Origin of the sequence: Paenibacillus sp. FSL H8-0034, assembly GCF_038000305.1 — a bacterium.
Taxonomy (GTDB): Bacteria; Bacillota; Bacilli; order Paenibacillales; family NBRC-103111; genus Paenibacillus_S.
On sequence record NZ_JBBOBS010000001.1, the window covers coordinates 8,160,004 to 8,172,947 of the forward strand.

12 protein-coding genes are annotated in these 12,944 nt (G+C 48.1%); 3 read left to right on the plus strand and 9 right to left on the minus strand.

What is annotated here, in order from left to right; genetic code table 11:
• Nucleotides 1–47: 47 nt before the first annotated feature.
• Nucleotides 48–893: an SDR family oxidoreductase gene (locus NST47_RS36380; protein ID WP_341159452.1), complete on the minus strand. Its 846-nt coding sequence runs from the start codon at nt 891–893 to the stop codon at nt 48–50.
• Nucleotides 894–1,094: 201 nt separating this feature from the next.
• On the opposite strand from NST47_RS36380, the gene NST47_RS36385 reads away from it, so the two are divergent.
• From NST47_RS36385 to NST47_RS36395, 3 genes are read left to right on the plus strand one after another with little or no spacing between them, the layout of a single operon-like run.
• Nucleotides 1,095–1,514: a BlaI/MecI/CopY family transcriptional regulator gene (locus NST47_RS36385; RefSeq protein ID WP_076230423.1), complete on the plus strand. Its 420-nt coding sequence runs from the start codon at nt 1,095–1,097 to the stop codon at nt 1,512–1,514.
• 2 nt (nt 1,515–1,516) lie between these two features.
• On the plus strand, nt 1,517–2,368 hold the full coding sequence (locus NST47_RS36390) for a M56 family metallopeptidase (RefSeq protein WP_341159453.1): 852 nt from the start codon (nt 1,517–1,519) through the stop codon (nt 2,366–2,368).
• A gap of 55 nt (nt 2,369–2,423) precedes the next feature.
• A complete protein-coding gene (locus tag NST47_RS36395) occupies nt 2,424–2,831 on the plus strand; it encodes a DoxX family protein (protein ID WP_076230425.1) in 408 nt (135 codons plus the stop codon).
• A gap of 110 nt (nt 2,832–2,941) precedes the next feature.
• Here NST47_RS36395 and NST47_RS36400 read toward each other — a convergent pair whose 3' ends face one another.
• The 8 genes from NST47_RS36400 to NST47_RS36435 form a co-directional block, all read right to left on the minus strand.
• Nucleotides 2,942–3,796 (minus strand): carbohydrate ABC transporter permease, encoded by an 855-nt coding sequence (locus tag NST47_RS36400; protein WP_341159454.1) that lies wholly within the window; start codon nt 3,794–3,796, stop codon nt 2,942–2,944.
• Nucleotides 3,797–3,799: 3 nt separating this feature from the next.
• Entirely contained in the window at nt 3,800–4,657 is an 858-nt protein-coding gene (locus NST47_RS36405; protein WP_341159455.1) for a carbohydrate ABC transporter permease, read from the minus strand.
• A 184-nt stretch (nt 4,658–4,841) separates the two neighbouring features.
• Nucleotides 4,842–6,191, minus strand: a complete 1,350-nt coding sequence (locus NST47_RS36410; protein ID WP_341159456.1) for an ABC transporter substrate-binding protein — start codon at nt 6,189–6,191, stop codon at nt 4,842–4,844.
• A 38-nt stretch (nt 6,192–6,229) separates the two neighbouring features.
• Nucleotides 6,230–7,414 (minus strand): acyl-CoA dehydrogenase family protein, encoded by a 1,185-nt coding sequence (locus NST47_RS36415; protein WP_341159457.1) that lies wholly within the window; start codon nt 7,412–7,414, stop codon nt 6,230–6,232.
• 169 nt (nt 7,415–7,583) lie between these two features.
• The gene (locus NST47_RS36420; RefSeq protein ID WP_341159458.1) at nt 7,584–9,143 is read right to left on the minus strand and encodes a response regulator; all 1,560 of its coding nucleotides are present in this window, start codon (nt 9,141–9,143) and stop codon (nt 7,584–7,586) included.
• Between the two features lie 19 nt (nt 9,144–9,162).
• Nucleotides 9,163–10,890: a sensor histidine kinase gene (locus NST47_RS36425; protein WP_341159459.1), complete on the minus strand. Its 1,728-nt coding sequence runs from the start codon at nt 10,888–10,890 to the stop codon at nt 9,163–9,165.
• 13 nt (nt 10,891–10,903) lie between these two features.
• Nucleotides 10,904–11,476: a xanthine phosphoribosyltransferase gene (locus tag NST47_RS36430; RefSeq protein WP_341159460.1), complete on the minus strand. Its 573-nt coding sequence runs from the start codon at nt 11,474–11,476 to the stop codon at nt 10,904–10,906.
• A gap of 347 nt (nt 11,477–11,823) precedes the next feature.
• Nucleotides 11,824–12,912: a sialidase family protein gene (locus NST47_RS36435; protein ID WP_341159461.1), complete on the minus strand. Its 1,089-nt coding sequence runs from the start codon at nt 12,910–12,912 to the stop codon at nt 11,824–11,826.
• Between the last annotated feature and the right edge of the window lie 32 nt (nt 12,913–12,944).

Genomic DNA, 12,944 nt, shown 5'->3' on the forward strand with positions numbered 1-12,944 from the left:
AAAGATTGTCCCTCTACCCCTTATTAACGACAAATACGGGAAACGAATCATGAGCTAACCTGCTGCTCGCTCCATATCCATAATTTGCGGGCCAGCTCAACATCCTTTGCTTTTGCGGAAACTGGCGCTATTCTCTTCTTATAAAAGTACTCACCCGAGATTCCTTGTACATCTTCACTGGTTGCCAAATACAACGCGGTCTGCATCCCTTCCTCAGGTGTGAGAAAAAACAGACTCAACAATGCCAGCACGGATTTGCCAAAGCCTGTATTACGATCAACGCCAAGGCTCGTGCCCACGGCTCCGGGATGTACGCAATTAACGGTTACACGGGTTCCCGGCAACCGTCTGGCAAGCTCTTTGGTAAATAATATATTAGCGAGCTTCGATTGTGCGTAGCCTTTCCAGAAGCTGTAGCCCTTGGTGAAAAAGGGGTCCTCCCAATAGATGGAGCCCACCTTGTGGGCACCTGAGGACACCACCACGATCCGGCCCTGCCGGGCACGAATCAATGAAACCAGCAGCAGCTCTGTCAGCAGAAAGTGTCCCAGATGATTCACACCAAGCTGCATTTCGAAACCATCCTCCGTCATCTGCCGCTTTAAGGCAAATACGCCTGCATTATTGATCAGCGCGTCCAACTGTGTGTATTTTGCTTGAAAGGTCGCTGCAAACTTGTGAATACTCTCCAAGGAAGCCAAGTCACAGCGCATCAGCTCGATATCTTGGGAGCTACTCTGCTTGATTGCCTCCTGCAGTGCTTGTTCGCCGCGCTCTGGACTCCTGCATGCCATAATGACTCTGCAGCCCTGCTTGGCAAGTGCAATTGTAGTGGCCAAACCCATACCCGAGTTGGCACCAGTAACGATCATGATAGGTTGATAACTGGCCATGGGAGTTCTCCTTCACCTGCCGGATTGAAATTCAGATAACCGTGCTTCTAATTCCTTATATTCTCATACCCCAATCATACCCATGTTGAACCTTGTCACATACATGATCACACGTTGTGATGGCATTGTCGCAACAGCACATCAGAGAAGTTGACAGTTGGTTTTCAGGTAACTACAATAAGTAGTGTGAGGTGTTGTAAAGTGAAGATACAAAATTTTAAATATCATGAGAGGGGTTTAAATCGATTTTTTGGACCTTTGGAAGCGAAAATCATGAATATATTGTGGGATAGCTCCGAATTAGCCATTAAAGACGTTCAAGCCAAATTGGATCAGGACCAGACCAAGCCCCTTAATTTTAATACCGTCATGACCGTTATGAATCGTTTGGTCGATAAAGGCTTTCTGACCAAGCGAACAGAAGGCAGAACCGGCTTGTATCAGCCTATGGTAAGCAGAGATCATTTTCTGGAGAACCAATCCAAGGAATTAACCCATGAGCTGATCGAGGAGTTTGGGCCGCTTGTCGTCAATCATATGCTGGATGCACTGGAAGAAGTCGATGCAGATTTAATCGCCAAGCTGGAACAAAAAATTAAGGCGCTCAAAAAGGACAATTAACCATGTGGACAAACCGATCCCGACTTATCTTTGTTTCGTGTCTTCTCATTGCCGGTCTTATCCTTACGCAAATGGGCATGTACGCTCTGCATCTTCTGTTCGGACGAGAACTCAGCTTTAATATCCTTCAGCTATGCAACAGCTGGCTCAGATCATTGGGCTTTTTAAAGACGAGCTATTTTCTTGGTGGGCTGGTCCTCTATACGTTCGCGATGTGCTTATGGCTGCTCGGCAAGCAGTTGTACCTGTCTCAACAGATGTATCGCAAGCTGCTCCGTGATCAAACTAACCTGAGCTCCGTTCAATCGATGTATAAGCTTGACGTTCCAGGAGCTGCCGATATTCATCTGGTCTCCAGCACGAAGCCTATGGCGTTTACGATGGGCTATCTAAAGCCGCGAATTTTCATGACTACGGGTTTATTGCAGCTGCTGGACAAGAATGAGATTCAAGCTGTTATTTATCATGAAAGGCAGCACCAACAAAGCGCAGACCCGTTAAAAACATTGATCCTGTCTTTGTGTGCATCGGTATTCTGGTATATCCCTCTATTGAAATGGATGCTTCACCACTATAAGATTGCCAGAGAGATTGTGGCAGACCAATATGCGATTCAACAGCTGGGTTCTTCTGTAGAGCTGGGCAGTGCTTTGCTTAAATTGGTAAAAAGAGGTACGGTGTTCACAATGCCCTTTACCTATGCATCCTTTGCCGATACATCGGTAAACTATAGAATTAATCAAATTCTTGACCCACAAGCGAAAATTTCCTTTAAACCGCCGATCACCTCGACTCTAATCTCGCTGCAGATTATCGTGTTGATTACTATTTTGTTTGTTTTCAATTTATTTTAATTTTTTTTAACATGCAACACTACGCTATATAGTGCTAATAAGAGGAGGCGTTCATATGAATACCAAAGCAGAAGTAGGAATCCTGATTTCCAGAGTTACTGTCGGCATTATATTTCTTGTCCATGGTCTGATGAAGTATCAGGGAGGCATCGACAACACGATAGGATTTTTCGAGCAGCTTGGCATTCCTGGCTATTTGGCCTATCCTGTGGGAGCGTTCGAAATTATTGGCGGTGTTTGTGCGATTGTTGGTTTGGGAACCCGTATTTTTGCAGCGATTTTTAGCGTAATTATGATTACGGCTATTATCTCGGCCAAGTATGCGATGGGATTTGCCGGCGGCTTTGAATTTGAGCTTGCGTTGCTTGTGATGTCGATCCACTTGATGTTGGCTGGCAGCAGACTTCTGGCGTTGGACCGTATATTCACGAATCAGGCTGCATCTCACATACCTACCGCATAACGACTTCAACCAATTAACTATACCAACCGCATACGGCTTTATTGACCCGGCCTTGCCATATATGACAAAGAACTGCCATCCTCGTCCGGGAATGTGCAGTTCTTTGTTTTTTAGCCTTTTAATCCGGTTGTACTGATACCCTCGACAATATACTTTTGAAAGGCGATGAACACGGCCACAATCGGGAGCAGCGACAGCACAGACATCGCGAACATCGCCCCCCAATCGGTTTGTGCCGTCGGGTCGGACATATTTTTGATAGCGAGCGATACCGTAGCCAGCTTCGGTGAATTGAGATACAGCAGCGGGCTGAAGAAGTCGTCCCAGGTCCAGTAAAATTTGAATATGGATACAGTGATGATCGGCGGGACAAGCAGTGGGATCAGGATCTGCAGGAAGATTCGATACCTTCCGCAGCCATCGATCGTAGCCGATTCGTCCAGCTCCTTCGGAATACCGCGCAGGAATTGAATGATCAGGAATATAAAGAACGCCCCACCAAAAAAAGATGGCACAATAAGCGGTAGAAACGTATTAATCCAGTCGATTTTTTGAAAAAAGATATATTGGGGAATCGTCAATACCTCGGACGGCAGCATCATCGTCAGCATCATGCATGCAAACCAGAAGCGCGAGCCGCGAAACCGGATTCTGGCGAAGCCGTAGGCTACCATCGTTGAGGAAATGACGGTTCCGATCACGGAAAACAAGGTGATAATCAGCGAGTTTTTAAAAAATACGATAAATGAGGTGCCTGCAAAACCTTTGAAGCCATTGATATAGTTATTAAAATTAAAATGTGAGGGAAGCAGTTGATGCGCATTGATGAAGATTTCCGAATTATCCTTAAGCGAGCTGGACAGCATCCACGCCAGCGGATAGATCATGATCAAAGCGAAGCCGAATACGAAGAGGTGCAGGAGTACACTGCGCAGCCTTTGTAGTTGACGCTGTTGGCCCACCATCCTTTAGTCCCCCTTCGATTCGTAATAAACCCATTTTTTGGAGCTGGCAAACAGGATTGCCGTCAGAAAACCAATCGTCAGCAGCAGCACCCACGCCATCGCTGAGCCATAGCCCATTTCATAATAACGGAACGACTTTTCATACAAATACAGCGCATAAAATAACGTCGTATCCAGCGGTCCTCCGCCGGTCACAATCATTCCCTCAGTAAATACCTTGAAGCCGTTGATGACACCCATCACCAAATTGAAAAAAATAACCGGTGTTAAGAGCGGCAGTGTAATACGTTTGAATTTCTGCCAGCCTCCTGCACCGTCCACCGTAGCTGCTTCATACAGCTCCGCTGGAACCTGCTTGAGACCAGCCAGAAAGATAAGCATCGATGATCCGAATTGCCATACGGACAAGAGTACCAGGGTCAGCAGCGCCGTGGACGGCTGGGTGATCCAGGATATTTTGGCCACAATACCGAAACCTGCGGTCAGGAACGAATTGAAAGCTCCCGCAGCTCCGAACAGCTGCCGCCACATAACAGCAACAGCCACACTGCCCCCGATCAGGGTGGGCAAATAGTAGGCAGCTCTGAAAAATCCGAGCAGCTTCAGCTTCGTATTCAGCAGCATCGCGATCACCAAGGCAAAGCACAGGCGTAACGGTACTGCGACAAATACGAAAATCAGCGTTGCCTGAACTGATTTCCAATACCTCGGATCTGCGGTGAACATCTCAGTAAAATTATCGAAGCCCACCCACTCCGGTTCGGACAAAATATCATATTTCGTAAAGGCCAGATATAGCGAGGCCAGAATAGGCAGCAGTGAGAACACAAGAAATCCGAACAGCCACGGAGATATAAACACATACCCCGATATGTTGTCGGAACTCCACCATCGTTTTTTGGGTAGGACCTTCAACTTGTACACACCTCACTTTCCACTAGACATAAAGAGATAAGCTAACCGCGCTTATCTCTTCACATTGTCGTGCATTTGCTCACTTTACCTATTATGCTACGATTCCCATCGCAGGCTTGTGCTTATCTGCTTATTTCTTTTTCGCCAAAATCGCATTCGCTTCTTTTCTGAATTTCTCCGCACCTTGCTTGGGCGTCGTTTTCTCGAAGAAGATTTCATCACTGACGTTTTTAAACACTTTGCCTACTTCTACAGCAGCCGTTGGATCGGGAGGATCAATCAGGCTTGAATGCTTCTCAACGGTTGCGAGATATTCGGCAACTCTCTTCTGTGTATCCGAGAAGGAGCTCTTCATGCCTTCAAGCACAGCCGGGTGATACGGCATTCCAAAATATGCATTTAACGATTTGGCAGCATCGATATTATTCGTGAAAAATTCAATGAACAAGGCCGCCTCTTCAGGATGCTTGGAGCTTTTGGCAATGGAATGGAAGAACGAAGGCTTGATGTACATGCCTTTACCATCTCCAGAGCCCGGATACATCGCCATTCCTACTTTTTTCTTCAGCTGCGTTTCCATGATGTCGACGTGGTTGCTCCAATAGCTCAAGCTGCCGTAGGCCGCCTGTCCTTTAGGGAATGGACCATCCTCCAGGCCTCTCACTTCCAGCTCAACACCCAGTGGTGAGATCAGACCCTCCTTCTGCCAACGGAGCTGCTGCTCGAAGAAATCGACAAACACTTTATCGTCTTCATAGCCAAGTCCATCCTGGGCCGTGTTGTACATTTTCTTGCCTTGCTGTCTGAGCCATACGGCAAAATGGGTTTGGCTCATATGCGTATCGCCGTAAATGCCCAGCTTATCCTTGAACGTTCTCAAATCTTTCTCGTACTGCTCCCATGTGTAGTTAGGAGTAGGTGGTGTCACACCCGCTTTGGCAAAAACATCCGGATCATAAAACGATACCAGTGCATTGTTACCGATGTTAATCCCGTATACTTTATTGTTAAACTTGGCGCCGTCGATATGGATCGGATTAACACCTTCCATGTTGATCATTTTCTTCTGGATGTAATCGTCCAAGGGCAGCAGCAAATTTTTATTCACATAGTTCGTGATCTTGGAGTAATCCATCCGCACTACGTCCGGCATGCTGTTGGAAGCAGCCTGCACGTTCAGCTTATCCCAGTAGGCATCACCTGCGTAATATTCGGACTCGACCTTGATATGCGGATAGGCTTTCTGGAACAGCTCCACTACCGCATTGGTCTTATCAACCGTCAGCTGCGAGCCGGCCCAGTAGGTAATTCTCAAGGTTACAGGGTCTTTCTTGGCTGCTGCCGATGTACTGGCCGCTGCGGGTTCTGCGGCTTTACCGCCAGCCGCCGGTGTGCTGGTTGCTGCTGGCTGCGAGCAGCCCGCAAGAGCCGCCAGGATCAGCAAGGTGGAGGTGAATTTAAGTTTCATCGATTTACGCATACATACACATCCCTTTTTTTATTGGTACGTCTAGGACTCTAGCTTTCTTCGGTTAAGGCGCGCTGCGCCAGGTTGCGCAATACAACATCGTCCATAGGTGGATTGTGCAGACCAGCACGAACATCGCGGTACATTCGTTCCAAGGGCAGTCTGCGCGACAAGCTGGTACCCCCGACAATCCGCATGGCCTGATCGACAATTCGTAAAGCATGGTTCGTTGCGATGTACTTGGCTAATCCCAGATCCGGCTTCAAAGCAATTCGTCCTTCCGGATACCGGTCCCAACGGTCAGCTACCGTATACAGCAGCGTACGCGCCGTAATCAGGTCCGCTTCGATCTGCCCGATTTGCTGCTGAATATTCGGCAGCTCGGAGATCGGCCCCGGCAAGCTGTTCGGTCTGTAGCTGCGAGCAAACTGGATCGCAAAATCACGGGCTGCATGGGCGATGCCTATGTAGCAGGCGGGGATGTGCAGCAGCCAGCCGTTGCCATCGTCAATCCGTTTCTTGTCCGGTATTGAACCCGATCTGCTGATCAGCTTGTCGTCAGGGACGAACACATCCTGCAGAATCAGATCATGGCTGCCCGTTGCTCTCATGCCAAGCGTGTTCCATGTTTCCTCTATGTGGACCCCTGAAGTCTTGCGAACAAAAAACTCCCCGACCTCATCCGTGTCCGCAATACTGGCAGATACGGTGAAGTATTCCAGGATCGGGCTTAAGGTGCTGAACGTTTTCCGGCCAGTAATCAGCCAACCGTCTGGAGTCTTGACTGCAGTCGTTTCGGGCTTTCCGCCTCTGCTTGGGCTGCCAGTCGCACGCTCACTCGCAAAATGGTTGATCATGGTTCCGTTTTCTACGACCTCCCTGCAAAACCATTCATATAAGGCTTCTGGCCAAGGCCGGGTATTCCGGTGTTGAAGCATCGTACCCATATGCCAGCCAACAGCCAACGCGGTTGAACCGTCGCCGCGGGCTAACCGCTCCTGGGCCAGCACCAACTCATACAAGGAAATTTCATCTCCTCCATACTGCTTGGGCACGGCCAGCTTCAAATATCCAGCCTGGCGTAAGTCCGCAAAATTTTCAAATGGAAATGAGCCCTCTTCATCATGCTTGGGTGCTCTTTCGGCCAGCTTCACTGCCAGTTGGTCGGCTCGCTCGGCAATTTCTGCTTCCCGCTCATTGCGGATAAAGCTATCCGATACATTAGGTTTGGTCATCGTCAAATTTGCTCCTCGCTCCTAAATCTTATGGGGATAGTAGGAATTAAATTAAGTTTACTCCCTTTACGCACAAAAAAGTATGTAAAAAACGGATACTTTTTTGTGAAAAACAGTGTTTATACAGGTGAAGACGAATAAGAAGGATGAGAACATTTCTGTCTGCTGCTTAGCGATTAAGCGTTTTTTTGAATTCCAGAGGGGATTGTCCCGTATGTCTTTTGAACACATTGCCAAAATATTGCTGGTCGCTGCCAAATCCGGACTGCTCCGCGACCTCATACATTTTGATATCCGGTTTATCGGCAATTAAGGCTTTGGCCCGCTCGATTCTAAGCCTGGTGATATATGGGGAAAATTTGTCTTTCATTTCTTTGCGAAATAATTTGCCCAAATAATCGGCATTCATAAAAAAGAAGTTTTTGGCCAGCCATTGCAGCGACAACTGCTCGTTAGCCAAATGCTCCTGAATCAGCTGCGTCATCCGTGTCATCAGCATATGCTTTTTATCCGAGTAGGCCTCAAAATGCTCCTTGGCCGTGGCCAGAGAGAGCTTTTCAATATAATGGTGAATGTCATCAAGGGTAGACATGCTTAAGATCGGCACGATCTTTTTGAATGGCTCGTTTATCGGTGATAATAACGTTTCTCTGACAATGACGGTGATCAACTCGATGCATACGCTGATCGCCACATTGATTTCTACGCGAGCTTCATGCAAATGATCGAAGAAAGCCTGCAGCTCCTTGCGAACGTCGTCCGCTTCACCAATTTTTACAGCCAGCACGATAGAGTCGTAGGCATAGCTTACCGTTTCTATAGAAGACAGCGGCGCGTGCATATCGAATTCGCTCGTAATAATCCCGTTTTCTCCGAGATAAAACTTATACTTCACATATTTTTGAACCTCTTTATACAGCTTGGCAATGTCCTCAATACGTCCCGAATCACTGATCGCCAATGTGACATTCAATGGATACAGCTGCCGGAAAACCTGCTGGATACGGCTTGTCAGTGCAACCGCAGCCGACAGCTCCCCGTCCTCTATGAGCACCAGCAGTTGGTTGCCGACGATCGTACTCAGCACAATCTGGCCAACTGTTCCCTGCTCTTCGGAAATGGTCTTGAGCGTGTACAGCTCGATATATTCAAAGCTTCCTTCCAGCTCAAATAAAAGCAACCGAACCTGCTCATGCTCGAGCTGCAGCAGCTGTTTGTACTGCTCCATTTCCTGCTGAATATAGGTCCGGTTCAACAGACAATCCCGCAAAAACTGCTCCCGAACCTTGGGCATCGCTTCTGTTAACTGCCGCTGCATGGATGCAAGCAGATCGCCCTGCTTTTGCTGATCCTCCATTTCCCGAATCACCTCACGCAGTACGTGAATAATCTCCTGTTCATTGCACGGCTTCAGCAGGTAATGCTTAACACCGTACTGCATCGCTTGCGTTGCAAATTCAAATTCACCATACCCCGACAGTACGATAAAAAGAGTTTCCGGCAGCTGTGTCTTCACACGCTTAATAAGCTCGAGTCCGTTCAGCTTGGGCATCTTGATATCGGTAATGACCAGATTCGGCCGCAGGCGAACAATCTCCTCATAAGCTTGGATTCCATCTGGAGCGGATCCAATAAACTTGAGACCCAATTCTGGCCAAGGGATCAGCATCGCGATGCCTTCTCTGATCACCCGCTCATCATCTGCCAAATACACCGTGAATTCACTCATACGTCCACCTCATTAAGGATTAGATTGGGATATCGGTCAGATAAGGTATCGTTATAGAGATGATCGTCCCCTGCTCGGGTCCGGTCTCGATTTCAACACCACTGCCGTCGCCAAACAATATTTTGAGACGCTGGTCAATGCTGTGCAAGCCTATCCCTGTGCCTGCAGCAGTCGTTTCATTGTGCTTTAACTTTTCCAAATATTCCGTATCCATACCGGGTCCCGTATCCTGAATCGTCAGAACGAGACGCTCCGACAGCTCCCGCTTTTCGGCGTGAATCGTAATATCACAGCGGTCCGTCGCAGCCTCGATCCCATATTTGATGCAGTTCTCAACTATGGGCTGCAAAATCAAACTGGGTATATAAAGGGCGTACAGCTGCGGCGAAATTTCAATACGACAGGCTAATCGCTCCTCAAAGCGAAATTGCTGGATGTGGATGTAATTATTTAGATTTGCTATTTCTTCCTGCAGCGTCACAAATTCCTTCTTGCTCACCGCGGCCCGCATCATATCCCCAAGCGCTTTGACCATACCGGATATCTCCTGCTGTCCATTCATTTTGGCCAGCCAATTGATCGATTCCAGCGTGTTATACAAAAAATGCGGATTCACCTGAGCCTTCAAGGTTTCGTATTCCGCTTCCTTCAGCATAATTTGCTTGATATAGTTCTCGTTGATCAGCTTATCCAGCTTCTCGGTCATTTTATCGAAATTATGGTTTAGCAGGCCAACCTCATCTCGGTTTACCGGAAAATCTGCCTTATCAATGGCAAACTGCCCCTTTTCCACATTCACCATTTTCTGGGTCAAAGCTTCAAGCGGCTTCGTAATGCTTTTCGAAAATCGCAGACCGCTCCATAGCAGCAGCAGCAAGGTGACAGCATACAAGACGAGCAGCACCGTTTTCATGATCATGACATTTTTGAAAATCGAGCCGTACGGAATCAAGTGGATAAAGGTCCAGCCGGTATAACCAAGTGTAAACTGCGCGGCCAGATAAGGATGGTTGTCGATCGTGATGACGCTGTAATCTTTTGATTTATCTATCGGCAGGTCAGACAGCTTCAATTGGGTGTTGCCGGGATATATAATGTCGTTGCCCGATACGATCATCAGCGAGGAATCGTAGGTTGTACTTTTTTCCGCGGCTGAGCCATAGATGGCCTTGTCTGCCTGAATACGAATGAACAAGGTACCCAGTGACTGCAAATTCAATTCGGGGATTTCTCTAATATCACGCACCGAAAAAAAAGCATCCTCCTGCAGCTTGCCGCCAACCCATATACTGGCCCCTTCCTGTTCATAAGCCAGCTCCCGAATGTCATCCATATTCGCATAGTTCATACGATCCACGTTGACCCCGACACTGTGTGAATTGGAATTTCTGTCGATGATTACAATGGACGATACCGAATAATCGTACAAATGGAAGGTTAACAGCTTTTTCTTCAATTTGTTGGCCGCATCAAACGCTTCGTACGTATCCGGTTCGGTCTTGATCACCTTCAAATACCGCTGCACGTCGGAATCTGCCATCACAGACAGCGACAGCTTATCAATTTCCTTGAATTTCTCTTCAATCCGCTGCGAAAATAAATGGAACTTATCGACCGTTTCCCGATAAATGAGCTGCTCATACAACGTTTGCGACTGCTGAACAAACAGCCATCCGAGCAGACTTGTCAGGAGTGCCCCGAGCGATATGAATATAAACAGCTTGTGCTTGATTTTTAAATTTCTCATTTATCCACCACGTCTAAGGTAAAAACGTCACTTTCTGTTCACCGAGCGAAGCAATGCGGGCCAACGACTCAACGCGATATCCGGCTTCCTTCAGCCTTCGGGCACCGTCCTGAAAGGATTTCTCGATCACGATACCGACACCCGCAACCGTCGCTCCTGCCGACTCAATGATCCGTGCCATTCCAAAGGTTGCTTCGCCATAGGCCAAAAAATCATCGATGATTAATATGCGCTCGCCTGGCGCCAAAAATTTACGGGAAATCGTAATTTCATTATGCACCTGCTTGGTAAAGGAGTACACCGTCTCCACATAAAGATCGTCCTTAAGTGTTAATGATTTATGCTTGCGCGCGAATACCAAAGGTACCTGCAGCGTCAAGGCAGTCATGACTGCGGGCGCAATACCGGACGATTCCAGCGTAAGCACCTTATCGAACGTAATCCCTTCAAACCGCCGAACAAATTCCTGACCGACCTCCAGCATGAGCTGTGGATCGACCATATGGTTCAGGAATGAATCCACCTTTAATACTTGATCGCTTAGTACGATGCCATCCTGTCTAATCTTATCCTGCAAAGCTTTCATTCATCTGCTGCCTCCTCTTGTTCATGAATTTCGCTAAGCTGAATGCGTCTTGCTACCTCAATAGACAATTTGCTTTTGCAAAAGTCCCGCTTGATCTATTTTCAACATTTCACTCGAATATTCGACATTCATACATATATTCCTGCTACGATCCGCTAAGCTCTATACCGTGACCACTAGGCTTCATCTAAACGAAAAATAGTAAATAGGCGAATAAGAGGGATAGCCGTGTACACGCCATCTCTCTTATTCGCCTTGTCATGTATGCTTTCGCTTCAAGGAGTCCGCTCCGGCTTGGATCTTGTAGCAGCACATCGTATGTTCAGTTTCTATGTGTATCGGTAAGGTTAACTACGATAAAACCATTGCCAGTCGATAGCCGCCAGGCACAGGTCCATATCTGTCCGTTTGAAGGGGAGCGATCTATCCACCTCTAAGATTTGCGGGTCCTCCACTTTCGTGTAGGTTAAGAGTGCTGCACCCGACCTCGTAAACGTACAGTTCAAATTCATGAATTCGTAGGGTCCCGTTTCGATATTCCCCGCCTTGCGCCAGGTGGCTCCTCCGTCCTGCGAGCATGCCGCGGATAAAGGAGTCCGCAGCCCATAATGATGTCTTGTCGGGTCATAGTCGCTATCATTATAGAACAAGACCAAATCGCCAGTAGCAGGGATGACTCTCAGGCAGGTGCACGATTCGGGTGCTTTCAAGCCCGAGGTCTGGGGAAGCGACCAAGTCTCGCCCTGATCGTCCGAATACGATAAGAAGACGGCCCCCAGTTGGGTTCGCAGCGACATGACAAGCTTGCCGGAGCTGAGCTCTGCTACAGACGCCTCCATGGCGCCCCGCATGGGCAGATCCACCGTACCACTTGCCCGCCGCCACCGTTGTCCCCCATCATCACTCAAATAACAGCTAACCGTGTTATGCTGGCTGCCTTGATGTCCCGTGCCATAATGGTAAGGCAGCAGCAAACGACCGGATGCCAGCACATTCAGCTGATTAGCACCTCCCTGCAGCCACTGGCCCTCACTTCTCTCCCAAATACTCGTACCTTCGGTCCATGTCAGACCTTCATCTGCGGACCGGAACACACACAAGGTCGAGCTGATGCCTCCCTGATGTCCACGGAGGCAGTGCAGCAGCAGCTCACCGGAGGTGAGCCGGGATAAACCCGGTGCCTGCACGTTGTTGTCTTCTGGTAAAGTGGGTACAAGCAGAGCTTCATTCTCCCACGTCCTGCCACCATCCTTGGAGTATTTGGCATATATATGGCACAGTCCGAAGTCGCTGCCACCTTCAGGGCCCGCCTCGTATTTGTGCCAGACGGCAAGCAAGCGTCCGTCCGTTAGTTCCAGAATACTCCCTGTATCGTTGCGAGGATTACCGATTCCGGATTCAGCCACCCGACTGTACTCCATGTGTCTTCCCGACATTGCTTAACCTCCAATATTGAATGATTGATGAC